Consider the following 13,023-nt stretch of genomic DNA (forward strand, 5'->3'; position numbering starts at 1 on the left):
TCCGCTCAGGGCTGGAGGAACGGGGCGAAGTCCAGGCCAGCGCCGCCGGGGCGGACGTCGCGCAGGCGCTTGCCGGGGTCCGCGCTCAGCTCCAGGCTGAGGGTCGGCCGGCGGGCGTTCTTGTCGCGCAGTTCCAGGCTGTCCTGCTGCTGGCGAAGGAAACCGGTGGGCACCTTCAGGTGCTCCACTGCATCGCCGGCCGGGTTCGCCAGCAGCAGGTTGAGGAACTTGCCGGCCTTCAGTTGGCTGAGCGGAATATCGAACCACCAGACGTTCTTGCTCTTGTTGAAGCGGGCGAGCAGGGTGTTGCCGGCATCCAGCACGGACATGCCCAAGGCCTGGTTGAGCTGTGCGATGGCTGCCGCTTTATCGAGTTTCATGGAGTTTCCTGACGGGCCGCGCCGGCCGGGATGGCGGGCGGGTAGCCGGATATTCTAGCAGCCGGAGGGACGCCGCAGGACCTGCGCGGTGCGCAGGCCCCGCCGCTCAGACCATCCGCCGGAACTGCCGCCAGCGTTGCTGCCAGCCCAGCAGCAGCGGAGAGACCGCGGGGCCGGTGCCGGCGTCCTGCAGGCGCGGGTGGTGGCTGACCACGTTGACCAGGATCGGCTCCTGGGCGTTCTTCACATCGACGAAGAACAGGTGCTGCCCCTGGTGCAGGCGTTCTTCGAAGGGACGGAAGGCGCGGTTGGTGCGCTGCAGGCCGAAGAAGCTGCCTTCCCACAGGCAGAACGCGCAGAGCATGGCGCCGAGGAAGATCACCGGAATCCAGCCGGCGGCGGTTTCCGTCCAGCCGCTGGCATAGGCGAAGGCCACGGCGACGATGGCCAGGACGAGGCCGACCAGCAGGCCGACACGGCCGGAGCGGACCACATCCTTCTTCATGAACGGAGAGACTTCGTGCAGATGGCGCTGGCCGGTCTCCGCGTCCTTTTCGCTGAGGACGTGGATCTGCTCGGTGGCGATGCCGCTGGCTTCCAGTTCGGCTTCGAGCCGTTCCAGCTCGTCGAGGTTGTCGCTGATGTAGTAATGCCGGTTCATGGCATGCCTCCCATCGTCTGACGGCCTGTTCCTTGGGCGAACAGGCAAAGGTCGATACCCCCTGTCGGTGAATCCCGGAGCACCCGCAAGCGGCAGGTCGGCCGGGATTGTCGGTTTCTTGCGCAGCATTCAGTCTAGCATCCGCGGCAGCGGCGGCCGGTACGCCGGTCTGCTGGCTTCTTCCTTCAACATAGGCCGGAAGCGGGGTAGTGGCGGGGCCGGGCGATGGACGGGCCAGGTACGGGTGGGCCGTACGCAGCCCGCGAGCGCAGGATTACTCGGCGGGAACGATGATGGCGACGCGGCGGTTCTCGCTGCGGCCGGCGCGGGTCTTGTTATCGGCCACCGGCTTGCTCATGCCAAGGCCGCGGACCTCGATGTTGGCCGCCGGCATGCCGGCTTCGCGGAATACCGCGGCCACCGATTCGGCGCGCCGTTCGGAGAGCTTTTGATTGTAGCCTTCGTCGCCGTAGTTGTCGGTGTGGCCTTCCAGGCGGACCTTGTCGATGTCTACCGCGAGCAGGGCGCGGGCGATCTTGGTCAGGGTGTTGCGGCTGTCGGGATTGAGACGGTCTAGATTGTTGCCGAACAGCACCTTGCTCGACATGCCGAACTCCCAGCCTTCGTCGCGGAGTTCGAAGCCCTGCTCCTGGAGCACGGCGATCTGCTCGGCGCTCAGGCCGGTCTGCGGCGGCTTGGTCTGGCAACCGGCCAGGCCCAGCACAAGGCTGAACAGGGCGAGGGCAAGCAATCTACTTGGGTGGAGCCTCTGGGGTAGCACTGTCTATCTCCTTTTCTTCCTGAAGGATGCGGGGGTCGTTGAGTTCCGCCAGGCGCCGGCTGCCGCGGGCCTGGCGCTTGGCGATGTACATCGCCATGTCGGCGTCGTGGAGCAGCGCCGCCGGGGTATCCGCATGCTCGGGATAGAGGGCGATGCCGATGGTCAGCGAGGTACTCACCGTGCTGCCGTCGCTGAGCCGGATCGGCGCCTGCATGCTGGCGATGATGTTGTCGGCGATGCGCAGGGCGTCGGCGCCGGACGCCAGCGGTGCGAGCAGGACGGCGAATTCGTCGCCGCCCAGGCGCGCCACCAGGTCGCTTTCGCGCAACTGCCCACGGATGCGCATGGCGATGTTGACCAGCACGGTGTCGCCGGCGGCATGGCCGAGGCGGTCGTTGATCTCTTTGAAGCGGTCGCTGTCGATGAACAGCACCGCCAATTGCTCGCGATGCTCGTTGGCATCGCGCAGCGCCCGGCTCAGGCGGCCTTCGAAGAAGGCGCGGTTGGGCAGGCTGGTCAGGCTGTCGTGGTGGGCCTGGTGCGCCAGCGAGGCGTTCTCGTCCTGCAGGCGCGCCTGCCAGGATTCGAGTTCGTCGAGCAGGGCGTTGAAGTCCTCGCCCAGTTGGCTCAGCTCGGCGATGCCGGCTTCCGGTACGCGCTTCTCGAAATCCCGTTCGCGGCGCACGGTATGCGCGACCTTCGCCAGTTGGTCGAGCGGGCCGACGATACCGCGTACCAGCCGCCGCGACAGGTAGAAGGCGCCCAGGGCGGTAAGCAGCAGGCACAGGACCATGCCGGCGAAACCGGTGAGCAGGAAGCGCAGCAGGCTGCCGCCGGAGCCCTTCACCTCCACCGAACCGATCTTCTGGCCGTCGTGCAGGATCGGTTGTTCGGTCGGCGCGCTGAGCAGCCAGTGCGCCAGTTGCTGTTCCAGCAGGTGCAGCGGCCCGGTGCTTTCCCGATGCCAACTGGCCAGGGTCTGTCCCTGGCGGTCGTAGACGATGGCGCTGGAGACCTCTTCGCTGGAGGCGATCAGCGCCAGGGACTCCTCGGCGGCCTGGGCATCGCCGAAGACCACCGCGGCTTCGACGGTATAGCTGATGGAACGGGCGATCAGTTGCTGGTTGGGGTCGGCATAGGCGCGCAGGGTCAGCAGGCCGACCAGGGTCACCGCCAGCCCGGCGGTGAATACCGCGACCAGCGCCACGCCCAGGTGCGCGCGATAGAGCACCCGGCGCAGCGATGGATTGGAACCCGTATAGCGACGACGACGGTTCATCACGGAGTGGCCTGCCGCCTTGCCAGTTTCAATACGCTCGGGTGCACGCGTACGCCGCTGCGGGCGATGGAGTCGAGATTGGCCTCGAAGGTGATGCGCGGACCGCCGACGTTGAGGCAGAACATGCTGCCGACGCTGCATTCGGTGCCACGCTCGCTGATGGACAGGACCGGATGCCCGGCCAGGCTGCGGAACACCTGCTGGCGCTCGCGCTCGTCGACCACTCCGAGGTAGATCACGTTGCAGAGCGTGCCGAGGTCCGGGTTGTCCACCGCGCGGCGTTCCGCATGCACGCGCCTGCCATTGGCCTGCACCATGCCGCGGAGCAGGCCGTCGGCGTACTCGGTCGGTCCGACCACGCAGAGTTGCAGGACCGCCGGCTCCTTCGGCCAGCGCACGTAGCTGAATATGCCCAGCAGAACCTGGCTGACCGCATTGCTGCGTTGCTCGACCGACGTCCGTGCGTCGTCCGCCCACAGGCCTCCGCCGCCCAGGCAGGAAACCGCCAGGACCAGGCAGGCCAGGGTGCGCCTGTAGAGGTCGAGGGGCTGCAAGGTGGGCAACGAAGGCAAAAAGGTTTCCTCCAGGAAAACGTAGCGGGGTGGCACGACTGGCCAGTGTAGTCGGTGTGCGGCGAATATTACCGGATGTGCCGGGAAAGAAAGCCGTTCGGTGTCAAATCAATGGCGCAATTGCCGGAGATGGAAGCGCTTTGCGTCTTGTCCTGTCTGGTTTTCTGGCTGAGCATGTAGGGCGTTACTGACCTTTATCAGGGGGCGGCATGATCCGGGAAATCCTCAAGATGGGTGACGAGCGCCTGTTGCGCATCGCGCAGCCGGTGCCGTCCGAACTGTTCGGCAGCGAGGAGCTGCAACGGCTGATCGACGACATGTTCGAAACCATGCATCACGTCGGCGGGGTAGGGCTGGCCGCGCCGCAGATCGGCGTCGACCTGCAGCTGGTGATCTTCGGTTTCGAGCGCAGCGAGCGCTATCCGGACGCCCCGGCCGTGCCGCCGACCATCCTGCTGAACCCGCGGATCACCCCGCTGGACGACGAGATGGAAGAGGGCTGGGAGGGCTGCCTGTCGGTGCCGGGGTTGCGCGGCGCGGTATCGCGCCATCGGTGCATCCGCTACCAGGGCCTGGACCCGCAGGGACAGCCGATCGACCGCAGCGTCGAAGGGTTCCATGCGCGGGTGGTGCAGCACGAGTGCGACCACCTGATCGGCCGCCTGTATCCCTCGCGAATCACCGACTTCAGCAAGTTCGGCTTCACCGAGGTGCTGTTCCCCGACCTAGACCCCGCCGCGGACGATTGAGCGGTTGCGCCTGCGGCTCTGCTCCGGCCTGGCTCAGCTCCGCGATGGGGTGCCGAGCGGCACCGCTGGAGCGTGTTTTTTCGCTCGTTTCGCCAGGCGTTTCTCCTGGGCGGTTTTCAGCGGTTTCCTACGAGTTTCCTTCTTCGCGTTCAGTCCCTTGCTCATGGCGTTCACCTCCCCACGCAGCACCTGCGTGGCGCGCCGGATGGCCGATGGCGTCCGCGGCGCCGGACGGCGGCGGACGCTTCCAGCATAATGCGTGGCGCAGCGCCCGGCGCGGGCGGCGATCGACGGCGCTCAGCGCAACTGGCGTTGTGCGGTGATTTCCGGCAGGTCCTGGCGGCGCAGATAGACCAGTAGCGGCTCGCCGATGTTCAGTCGTTCGTTGATGTTCTGTTCCAGCAGGATCTGCAACTGCTCGCGGCCCAGGCGCATGACGTCGTCGCGTACCGAACTCCAGACGAACTCGCTGGTGGGCGTGATGCTGTCGTCGGCTACGTCCATGCCGAAGGAGTCTTCGCTGAAACGCACGATGTAGCGGCCGGTCTTGCGGTTGAAACCGACGAACCCCTTGAGGGCATCGGCGGCCTGGCAGATGTCGGTGGATGTGATGCTCATGCGGAACCTCCCTGAACGTTCCTGTTTCTCTGGGCGCACGCATGATCGGCGGCGCCCCCGTTCTGCGGCGGGGATCGCTGGTGCCGAGCGGGGTATTCTGCCAGTTGCCGCCGCCCGGGGAAGAGGGCGGATCGCGAACGGTAGTGGGACGGATTGTCGCGACCTTGGTTAAACCGCCGCCACGCGCTAGGCTCGGGGTTCGCAGCCGACCGAGTGGAGAACAGCGCCAGATGCCAGGGGCCGTGGATTTCAAGGAGCGGATATCCCGCCAGCGTCCGCATGACAGGGAAACCTACGGACATGCCGGGAATACCGATCTGCAAGACATCGTCTACCAGTTGGAAAGCGACCGCGGGCGCATCGTCAATTCCGCCGCCGTGCGTCGCTTGCAGCAGAAGACCCAGGTCTTCCCGCTGGAGCGCAACGCGGCGGTGCGCAGCCGCCTGACCCATTCCCTGGAAGTGCAGCAGACCGGGCGTTTCATCGTCCGCACGCTGTTCCGCCAACTGGGCCCGCGTGCCGCGGAGGTCGGCCTGGACGGGCTGGAAGGCGCGCTGGAAAGCCTGGTGGAAATGGCCTGCCTGATGCACGACGTCGGCAATCCGCCGTTCGGTCATTTCGGCGAGTACGCCATCAACGATTGGTTCGAACGCAATCTCGACGCCCTGTTCGAGCGCCGCGTACCGCCGGGCCAGGGCGACGGCCTGTTGCAGCAGCGCATGCTCACCGACCTCAAGCATTTCGAAGGCAACGCCCAGGCCATCCGCCTGGTGGTGAAGCTGCTGCGCCTGAACCTCACCTACACGCAGACCGCCGGCCTGCTCAAGTACGTGCGTCCGGCCTACGAGCCGAAGCCGGACAAGGCGGCGGCGAACCACTACCTGAACAAGAAGCCGGGCTTCTATCTTTCCGAGGAAGCCTTCGTCGACGAACTGCGCCGAGTCCTCGGCATGCGCCCGGGCACTCGCCACCCTGTGGCCTACATCATGGAAGCGGCCGACGATATCTCCTATTGCCTGGCCGATATCGAAGACTCGGTGGAAAAAGGCATCCTCGACATCCGTCAATTGGCGGATCTGCTGGTGAAGAAGTTTGCCGTCCACCATTCGCCGGACGCGCCGATTCCCGGCGACGCGGACAACATGAGCTTCCAGCGGATGGTCGACTACTCGCTGGAAAAGGCCGAGCGGGAGCCGATCAACAAGGTCAGCGAATTCTTCATCCGCCTGCGGGTGAAAATGATCCACCCGCTGGTCCAGCACGCCGCCCAGCAGTTCATCGACAACCTCGAAGCGGTTCATGCCGGCACCCTCGGCCGCGCGCTGATGGAGGACGGCAGCCTGCCGCACGCCATCGTCCAGACGTTCAAGGACGTGGCCATGGAATGGGTGTTCTGCCATCCGGAGGTGGAAACCCTGGAATTGCAGGGCTACCGCATCATCCAGGGCCTGCTGGATTTCTACGCGCCGCTGCTGCGCCTGCCGGCCGAGGAGTTCCAGGCCCTCGCCGAAGGTCGCCAGGCCGCCGCGCCGCATCCGCAACTGCTGGTTCGGCGCCTGCCGAGCCAGCAGATCAAGGCTTACCTGGAGGCCATGAAAGGTGTGGCGGAGGACCCGTTGCAGCGGCAGTGGGAGTTCTACCACCGCTGCCGCATGCTCCAGGATTTCGTCAGCGGCATGACCGACCAGCATGCCCAGGACGAATACCGCGCGTTGTCCGCGCTGTAAGCGGAGGAGCGAGATGCGCGCTGTCGTCGAACTGCTCGCCGGCGCCCGCCGCCTGGTGATCTTCACGGGCGCCGGGGTGTCGGCGGAAAGCGGGATTCCCACCTTCCGCGATGCCCTTGGCGGTCTCTGGGCGCGCTACGATCCGGCGGCCCTGGCCACGCCCGCGGCCTTCGCCGACGATCCCGCGCTGGTCTGGGGCTGGTACGAGTGGCGCCGCCTGAAGGTGCTGGGTGTCCAGCCGAATCCCGCGCACCGGGCGATCGCCGCGTTGAGCGGACGGATCGCCGGCACCCGGCTGGTCACCCAGAACGTCGACGACCTGCATGAACGCGCCGGCAGCCGCGACGTCCTTCACCTGCATGGCAGCCTGCACGCGCCGCGTTGCGCGATCTGCGTGGCAGCCTACCGGGACGCCTTGCCCGATTCGGTCGAGCCGGAAGAGGGACGACGGATCGAGCCGCCGCGTTGTCCGGCCTGCGGCGGACAGGTCCGGCCGGGCGTGGTCTGGTTCGGCGAGGCGCTGCCCGAGGCGGCGCTGCGCGAGGCTTTCGCCGCGGCCTGCGAGTGCGACCTGTTGCTCAGCGTCGGCACTTCCGGCGTGGTGCAGCCGGCGGCGCGGATACCCGGACTGGCGCTGGAGCACGGTGCCAGCGTCGTGCATGTGAACCCGCAACCGGTGCGCACCCGCCATCCGCGCGAACACTGTCTCGTCGGTCCGGCTGGCGAGGTGCTGCCCGAACTGTTGCGCCGGGCGTTTCCCGGCTGAGGCGGCTCAGCCCTGGGACGAGCCGAAGAGGATCACCGCGGAACCGATCAGGATCAGCAGCCAGTAGAGCGCGCCGAGCACGATGAACAGCAGGTTGTAGCCCGAATAGCCGGCGTTGCCCGTGCCCTGCGGGTCGCCGCTGGCGAGGTTGGCCTGGCGCTGGATGTTGCGCATCGGGATCAGCGGCGTGAGCAGCAGCAGGAGCGAGGGCAGCGAGTAGGGCTCCAGCGCGGGGACCACGTCGGTGAGGTGGCTGATCAGGTTCGCCGCGACCGTCAGCAGCACCGCCCAGGTCGCATCCTCGCTCGGGCTCCATAGTGCCTGGCGCTCTTCCGGCAGGGCCTGGTGGATCCGCCGGGCGAGGGCGTGGAAAAAGAAGATGCCGAAGATCGCCCGCCATACCGGGCTGATCCGCCGCTCCATCTGCGGTTGCTGGGCCTTCCAGTGCTTGTACATCCAGTACACGCCGTAGAGCCCCAGGGTGACGAGGAAGAGCACGCTCATCTTGCCCAGGGAAGTGACGAAGAAATGCGCCCGCTTCGCGCCGCGGGTTTCCACCAGGGGCGCTTCCGGGGTCTTGTAGACGTTTTCCATAACTGATCCGGCAGTCCTTGAGAAAAACCGCCATTTTGCCTTCCGCCGCTCCGTCAGGCCAGCGGCCAGGGGCGTTGCCGCCCCGGCCGTCCGATCAGGCGTTGCGGCTGGGCGGCGCCATGAACTCGGGACCGACCGGATCCTGGATGGTCTCGGCGAGGATCCGCTCGATGCGGGCCATGGCCTCGTCGTCCAGGCGCCAGCCGAAGGCGTCGGCGATGCCGTTCAACTGCTCCGGCTTGCGCGCCCCCCACAGCGCCACCGTAGGGCCGCGATCGAGAATCCAGCGGATGGCCAGGGCCAGCACCGACTTGCCATAGCGCTCGCGAGCCAGTTCCTCCAGTTGCGCGACCGCTGCCAGGTACTGGGCGAAGCGGGGCTGCTGGAACTTCGGGTCGGACTTGCGCAGGTCGTCGCCATCGAAGCGGGTCTCGGCGTTCATCCGTCCGGAAAGCAGGCCGCGGCACAGCGCTCCGTAGGCCAGCACGACGATGCCGTTACGCTCGGCGTAGGGCAGCACGTCGGCGTCGATGGCGCGCTCGAACAGGTTGTAGGGTGGCTGCACGCTGGCCAGCGGAGCGAACTGGCGGAACCCGTCCATCTGTTCCGGCGAATAGTTGCTCACGCCGATGGCGAGGATCTTGCCGTCGCGGCGCAGGCGCTCCAGTTCGCCGGCGGTTTCCTCGTGCGCCACCAGCGGGTCCGGCCAGTGAATCTGGTACAGGTCGATACGATCGGTCTTCAGCCGCCGCAGCGAGTCCTCGACCTCCCGGCGGATGCGTGCGGCGGAGGCGTTGCGGTGGATGCCCGCGTCGCTCCACTCCAGCGCCGCCTTGGTGGCGATCACCGCCTTGTCGCGCAGGCCCTGCAAGGCCTTGCCGACGACCTCTTCGGAATGGCCGAAGCCATAGACCGGCGCGGTGTCGATCAGGTTGATCCCGGATTCCACCGCACGCCGGATGGTTTCCACCGACGTCGCGTCGTCAGCGCCGCCCCACATCCAGCCGCCGATGGCCCAGGTGCCGAGGCCGATGCGCGAGACCGGCGTGTCGATACCCTCGATGCGAATGCTTTCAACGCTCATGGAAATACTCCTGCAGATCGGGAAAACGCTTGCCGGCAATGCGCTCGGCGGCACGGAGCGATTACTCTAGATCACCCGAGATTGAATGTGGCTCAATGCTGCATTGACCTCCGAGAACTGCCAGGAGCCCTGGAATGCCGGCTTTCACCCGTTCCGAACTCGCCGACCTGAACGTCTTCATGACCATCGTCCGGCGCCGCAGCTTCCGTCACTCAGCCCAGGAGCTGGGTGTCAGTACCTCGGCGCTGAGCCACAGCATGCGCAATCTCGAGGCGCGGCTCGGGGTGAAGCTGCTCAACCGTACCAGCCGTTCGGTGGTGCCGACCGATGCCGGTAGCGCGCTGGCGGCCAAGCTGGAGGATGGTTTCCAGGTGATCGGCGAGGCGCTCGGCGAGCTCGATGCCTATCGCACCTCGCCGGTGGGCCGGCTGCGCCTGAACGTGCCGCGCGATGCCTCGCGGCTGCTGCTGGGGCCGGTCCTCAGGCGCTTCACCGAGGCATATCCGGACCTGCAACTGGAACTTTCGGTGGAGGACCGCATGGTCGACATCGTCGCCGACGGCTACGACGCCGGCATCCGTTACGGCGGCACGGTGCCCCAGGACATGGTCGCGGTGCCATTGACCGGGGAGCTGCGCTGGGTGGTGGCCGCGTCGCCCGATTACCTGGCGCGCCACGGCGTGCCCCAGCGGCCGGACGACCTGTTGCGGCACGCCTGCATCCGCATGCGCCTGGGCGACAACTCGTTCTACAAATGGGAACTGGGCGACGGCGAGCGGATGGTCGAGGTCGACGTGCCCGGCCCTTTCAGCGTCAACGAAAGCAATACGGCGGTCGCCGCGGCCCTGGACGGCATTGGCCTGGCCTACTGCCTGGAAGTGGGAATCGCCGAGGAGCTGCGTAGCGGCCGGCTGCAACTGGTATTGCCCGACTGGACCTCGATGGGCGCGCCGTTCTGCCTCTATTATCCGAGCCGACGCCAGCCGCAACCCGGCTTGCGCCAACTGATGGAAATGATCCGCGGCGACTGGCTGGGGCGTGCCTGAATCGTCCTCCCGCCAAACCTTGCAAGGAGCCCCCCATGCTCACCGGTCTCAATCACCTGACCCTGGCGGTCGCCGACCTGCCGGCCAGCATCGCCTTCTACCGCGATCTTCTCGGCTTTCGCCTGGAGGCGCGCTGGGACCAGGGCGCCTATCTCGAACTGGGTTCTCTGTGGCTGTGCCTGTCCCGGGAGCCGCAATGCGGCGGGCCGGCCGCGGACTACACGCACTACGCCTTCGGCATCGCCGCCGCGGATTTCGCCCGCTTCGCCGCGCAGCTGCGCGCGCATGGCGTGCGCGAATGGAAGCAGAACCGCAGCGAGGGCGATTCGTTCTACTTCCTCGACCCGGACGGCCATCGCCTGTAGGCCCACGTCGGCGACCTGCGCAGCCGGCTCGCGGCGTGCCGGCAAGCGCCCTATGCGGGAATGCGTTTCGCCGACTAGGCCTTGGCCTTGCCGGAAGCTACGGACGCCACGGCCGGGCCGGCGAGGCGCTTCAGCAGGTGCGGGCGGTTGCGCTCCAGCGCGCCGCCGCGTCCACGCAGGCCGTCCCACAGGCCCCAGCCCAGGCAGCGCAGCTTGAGCAGCTTGTCGCGTTCGAGCAGGAGCACCGCGAGGCCCTGGGTCAGGGTCGGCAGGTTCGCCAGCAGGGCCAGCGGCGAGGACCGGGCGTAGCGGCGCAGGACCAGCAGGCCGTTGCGCGCCAGGTAGTAGCGGCGCAGCGGGGCGTGGTTCATCGCGCTGAGGCTGAGACCGCCGAGGCGGCGGGTCTTGCGCGTGCCGATGCGGTGCTCGAGGACCAGCCGCGGGTCGACGTACAGGGGGACGTCCAGCGCCTGGGCGCGCAGGCTGTATTCGGTGTCCACGTGGTCGATGAACAGTTCCTCGTCGAAGTGGCCGAGGCGCTGGTAGGCCTCGCGGGTCAGCAGGCAGCCGGAGGAGATCAGGAACGAGGTGCGCTGCGGGGTCGTCAGGCCGTCCAGAGACAATTGCCTGAGCGTCAGTCCGTCGAGATGGATGGCCGGCAGGAAGCGCCGGTCACCCCGGTCGAAGATCCGTGGGCCGAGCAGGCAGGCCTGACCGTTGCGCGCCTGCAGGTTGCGCCACTGGGCGGCGAGGAAGGCGCCGCCGGGACGGGAGTCCTGGTCGAGCAGCAGCACACCCTGCACGCCACGCCGGAATAGCGCGTCGAGTCCCTGGTTGAAGGCGCCGGCGATGCCCTGCCGGTTGCCGTGGTGCAGCACGGCGATGCCTTGCCCGCGCAGCCGGGCATTGCGCTGCGGATCGCTGTGCGGTGAGTTGTCGACGGCAAGGAAGCGCAGTTGCGGAAACGCCGCCGCCAGCTCGCCAAGGTGTTCCAGGTCGTCGTCGCCAGGATTGAACAGTACCACCAGCACGCCCATGTCTATCCGGTCCATGATCGTTCTTCTCCCGTAGGTCGAAGTTGCCAGGCCAGGACCAGCCCGGCCAGAACGAGAAGGGCGCCGGCGAGGAATGGCGCGCCGGCCAGGGGCAGCGGCGCGAGCGGACCGCTGCCCCAGTGGAACAGGCCGCTCATCAGCGGCGGACCGACGATCGCGGCGAGGCTCATCAGGCTGCTCAGCACGCCCTGCAACTCGCCCTGGCGGTCGACCGGCACGCGGGCCGAGAGCAGCCCCTGCATGGCCGGGGTGGCGAGGCTGCCGAGCGCGAAGGGCAGCAGCGCGCAGACCAGCCAGAATGACGAGTCGACCAGGGCGAACAGCAGCAGGCCGCAGCCTTGCAGGGCGAGGCCCAGGCGCAGCAGGCGGGCGTCGTCCAGGCGCCGCTTGCAGAGGTTCACGCCGAGGGTCTGGGCGAGCACCGCGAGCACGCCGTAGAGGGCCAGCGAGTAGCCGATCCAGGCGCTGCTCCAGTGAAACTTCTCGATCACGAAGAACGGCCAGACCACCATCACCGCCTGCAAGCCGAGGAATACCAGGGCAAGCACCGCCAGCAGGCGTCCGACCCCCGGTTGCCGAGCCAGGCCGCTGATCGAGCGCAAGGCATTCATCCGCCTCGGATCCAGGCGGCGGCGTCGCGTCGGAGGCAGGGTTTCCTCGAGGAACAGGCCGGCGAGCAGGGCGTTGAGCAGGCACAGGCCGGCGGCCAGCAACAGCGGCAGCGTCGTGCCGTGCACCGCCAGCAGCCCACCGAGGGCGGGGCCGAGGATCATGCCCAGGGCGAGGCCGGCGTACAGCCAGCCGAAGTGCCGGGTGCGCTGCCCGTGCGTGCCGAGGTCAGCCGCGCAGGCCATCGCGGTGGCCACGCTGGCGCCGGTGAGCCCGGCCAGCGCGCGACCGAGGAACAGCATCCAGAGGCTATCGGCCAGCGCCAGCAGCAGATAGCTGAGGGCGAAGCCGAGCATCGCCAGGACCAGGACGGGGCGGCGTCCGAAGCGGTCGCTGAGGCTGCCGAGGACCGGCGAAAAGAACAATTGCAGCAACGCGAAGGTCATCACCAGGGCGGCGCCCCAGGTGGCCGCGTCGCGGATCGCCAGCGGCGCCACGCTGCCGATCAGCGTCGGCAGCAGGGGCACGATCAGGCCGACGCCAGCGGCATCCAGCAGGCAGGTGAGGAACAGCAGAGGCAGGACGCGTTTCGCGCCGGGACCGTGTTCCCGCGTGGCGGAGGGGCAGAGGCTGGTCGTGGACACGCCAGGACCCTCCCGGCGAACACAGGAAATCCCGATCCTGGGACGCCAGCGACGGCAAGGGAAACTACCGGAATTCACAGGTTCGACGAACGG

The 13,023-nt window shown here is 67.5% G+C and carries 15 protein-coding genes and 1 pseudogene; 5 read left to right on the forward strand and 11 right to left on the reverse strand.

Annotated features, from left to right (window positions below; genetic code table 11):
- Positions 1 to 5: 5 nt before the first annotated feature.
- From ACTJJX_RS15805 to yfiR, 5 genes are all read right to left on the reverse strand, one after another.
- On the reverse strand, positions 6 to 380 hold the full coding sequence (locus ACTJJX_RS15805) for a hypothetical protein (protein WP_003082252.1): 375 nt from the start codon (positions 378 to 380) through the stop codon (positions 6 to 8).
- A 106-nt stretch (positions 381 to 486) separates the two neighbouring features.
- Entirely contained in the window at positions 487 to 1,041 is a 555-nt protein-coding gene (locus ACTJJX_RS15810) for a magnesium transporter (protein ID WP_003112496.1), read from the reverse strand.
- 274 nt (positions 1,042 to 1,315) lie between these two features.
- The gene (locus tag ACTJJX_RS15815) at positions 1,316 to 1,822 is read right to left on the reverse strand and encodes an OmpA family protein (RefSeq protein ID WP_003082254.1); all 507 of its coding nucleotides are present in this window, start codon (positions 1,820 to 1,822) and stop codon (positions 1,316 to 1,318) included.
- Entirely contained in the window at positions 1,794 to 3,101 is a 1,308-nt protein-coding gene (gene tpbB / locus ACTJJX_RS15820) for a diguanylate cyclase TpbB (protein ID WP_003082256.1), read from the reverse strand. Before tpbB ends, ACTJJX_RS15815 begins: the two co-directional genes overlap by 29 nt.
- Entirely contained in the window at positions 3,101 to 3,673 is a 573-nt protein-coding gene (yfiR, locus tag ACTJJX_RS15825; RefSeq protein WP_003082257.1) for a diguanylate cyclase inhibitor YfiR, read from the reverse strand. The genes tpbB and yfiR overlap by 1 nt, the downstream gene beginning before the upstream one ends.
- Before the next feature lie 209 nt (positions 3,674 to 3,882).
- Between yfiR and def the strand changes: the two genes are divergently transcribed.
- Positions 3,883 to 4,422, forward strand: a complete 540-nt coding sequence (def, locus tag ACTJJX_RS15830) for a peptide deformylase (protein WP_015648345.1) — start codon at positions 3,883 to 3,885, stop codon at positions 4,420 to 4,422.
- Between the two features lie 33 nt (positions 4,423 to 4,455).
- On the opposite strand, the gene ACTJJX_RS15835 is transcribed toward def, so the two are convergent.
- Complete coding sequence (locus ACTJJX_RS15835; protein WP_003159768.1) at positions 4,456 to 4,587, reverse strand: hypothetical protein; 132 nt, start codon at positions 4,585 to 4,587, stop codon at positions 4,456 to 4,458.
- 132 nt (positions 4,588 to 4,719) lie between these two features.
- Complete coding sequence (locus ACTJJX_RS15840; RefSeq protein WP_003082265.1) at positions 4,720 to 5,040, reverse strand: DUF2025 family protein; 321 nt, start codon at positions 5,038 to 5,040, stop codon at positions 4,720 to 4,722.
- A gap of 230 nt (positions 5,041 to 5,270) precedes the next feature.
- Between ACTJJX_RS15840 and dgt the strand changes: the two genes are divergently transcribed.
- Together dgt and ACTJJX_RS15850 are read left to right on the forward strand one after the other, a co-directional pair.
- Positions 5,271 to 6,767: a dGTPase gene (dgt, locus tag ACTJJX_RS15845; protein WP_015648346.1), complete on the forward strand. Its 1,497-nt coding sequence runs from the start codon at positions 5,271 to 5,273 to the stop codon at positions 6,765 to 6,767.
- Positions 6,768 to 6,780: 13 nt separating this feature from the next.
- Positions 6,781 to 7,533, forward strand: a complete 753-nt coding sequence (locus tag ACTJJX_RS15850; RefSeq protein WP_015648347.1) for an SIR2 family NAD-dependent protein deacylase — start codon at positions 6,781 to 6,783, stop codon at positions 7,531 to 7,533.
- Between the two features lie 6 nt (positions 7,534 to 7,539).
- Here ACTJJX_RS15850 and ACTJJX_RS15855 read toward each other — a convergent pair whose 3' ends face one another.
- Both ACTJJX_RS15855 and ACTJJX_RS15860 read right to left on the reverse strand, forming a co-directional pair.
- Positions 7,540 to 8,127 carry a DUF4234 domain-containing protein gene (locus ACTJJX_RS15855; RefSeq protein WP_003112490.1) on the reverse strand — a complete coding sequence of 196 codons (588 nt, stop codon included), beginning with the start codon at positions 8,125 to 8,127 and terminating at the stop codon, positions 7,540 to 7,542.
- 94 nt (positions 8,128 to 8,221) lie between these two features.
- Positions 8,222 to 9,211: an aldo/keto reductase gene (locus ACTJJX_RS15860; RefSeq protein WP_003082273.1), complete on the reverse strand. Its 990-nt coding sequence runs from the start codon at positions 9,209 to 9,211 to the stop codon at positions 8,222 to 8,224.
- Positions 9,212 to 9,345: 134 nt separating this feature from the next.
- Between ACTJJX_RS15860 and ACTJJX_RS15865 the strand changes: the two genes are divergently transcribed.
- Both ACTJJX_RS15865 and ACTJJX_RS15870 read left to right on the forward strand, forming a co-directional pair.
- Positions 9,346 to 10,257 carry a LysR family transcriptional regulator gene (locus tag ACTJJX_RS15865; RefSeq protein WP_003120586.1) on the forward strand — a complete coding sequence of 304 codons (912 nt, stop codon included), beginning with the start codon at positions 9,346 to 9,348 and terminating at the stop codon, positions 10,255 to 10,257.
- Between the two features lie 35 nt (positions 10,258 to 10,292).
- A pseudogene (locus tag ACTJJX_RS15870) lies at positions 10,293 to 10,700 on the forward strand (FosA family fosfomycin resistance glutathione transferase).
- Here the strand turns inward: ACTJJX_RS15870 and ACTJJX_RS15875 are convergent.
- Positions 10,697 to 11,674, reverse strand: coding sequence for a rhamnosyltransferase (locus tag ACTJJX_RS15875; RefSeq protein ID WP_016851886.1), 978 nt, complete (start codon positions 11,672 to 11,674; stop codon positions 10,697 to 10,699). The pseudogene ACTJJX_RS15870 and the gene ACTJJX_RS15875 sit on opposite strands and share 4 nt — an antisense overlap.
- Positions 11,662 to 12,930 carry an MFS transporter gene (locus tag ACTJJX_RS15880; protein ID WP_003145470.1) on the reverse strand — a complete coding sequence of 423 codons (1,269 nt, stop codon included), beginning with the start codon at positions 12,928 to 12,930 and terminating at the stop codon, positions 11,662 to 11,664. Before ACTJJX_RS15880 ends, ACTJJX_RS15875 begins: the two co-directional genes overlap by 13 nt.
- Between the last annotated feature and the right edge of the window lie 93 nt (positions 12,931 to 13,023).

It is taken from the genome of Pseudomonas sp. 22490 (genome assembly GCF_052044465.1).
In the GTDB taxonomy this organism is placed as follows: Bacteria; Pseudomonadota; Gammaproteobacteria; order Pseudomonadales; family Pseudomonadaceae; genus Pseudomonas; species Pseudomonas aeruginosa.

Excerpts from the sequence above, each read along its gene's own strand:
- ACTJJX_RS15805 (WP_003082252.1), bottom strand. The coding sequence starts at position 380 with ATGAAACTCGATAAAGCGGCAGCCATCGCACAGCTCAACCAGGCCTTG.
- ACTJJX_RS15810 (WP_003112496.1), bottom strand. The coding sequence starts at position 1,041 with ATGAACCGGCATTACTACATCAGCGACAACCTCGACGAGCTGGAACGG.
- tpbB (WP_003082256.1), bottom strand. The coding sequence starts at position 3,101 with ATGAACCGTCGTCGTCGCTATACGGGTTCCAATCCATCGCTGCGCCGG.
- def (WP_015648345.1), top strand. The coding sequence starts at position 3,883 with ATGATCCGGGAAATCCTCAAGATGGGTGACGAGCGCCTGTTGCGCATC.
- ACTJJX_RS15835 (WP_003159768.1), bottom strand. The coding sequence starts at position 4,587 with ATGAGCAAGGGACTGAACGCGAAGAAGGAAACTCGTAGGAAACCGCTG.
- ACTJJX_RS15840 (WP_003082265.1), bottom strand. The coding sequence starts at position 5,040 with ATGAGCATCACATCCACCGACATCTGCCAGGCCGCCGATGCCCTCAAG.
- dgt (WP_015648346.1), top strand. The coding sequence starts at position 5,271 with ATGCCAGGGGCCGTGGATTTCAAGGAGCGGATATCCCGCCAGCGTCCG.
- ACTJJX_RS15850 (WP_015648347.1), top strand. The coding sequence starts at position 6,781 with ATGCGCGCTGTCGTCGAACTGCTCGCCGGCGCCCGCCGCCTGGTGATC.
- ACTJJX_RS15855 (WP_003112490.1), bottom strand. The coding sequence starts at position 8,127 with ATGGAAAACGTCTACAAGACCCCGGAAGCGCCCCTGGTGGAAACCCGC.
- ACTJJX_RS15860 (WP_003082273.1), bottom strand. The coding sequence starts at position 9,211 with ATGAGCGTTGAAAGCATTCGCATCGAGGGTATCGACACGCCGGTCTCG.
- ACTJJX_RS15865 (WP_003120586.1), top strand. The coding sequence starts at position 9,346 with ATGCCGGCTTTCACCCGTTCCGAACTCGCCGACCTGAACGTCTTCATG.
- ACTJJX_RS15875 (WP_016851886.1), bottom strand. The coding sequence starts at position 11,674 with ATGGACCGGATAGACATGGGCGTGCTGGTGGTACTGTTCAATCCTGGC.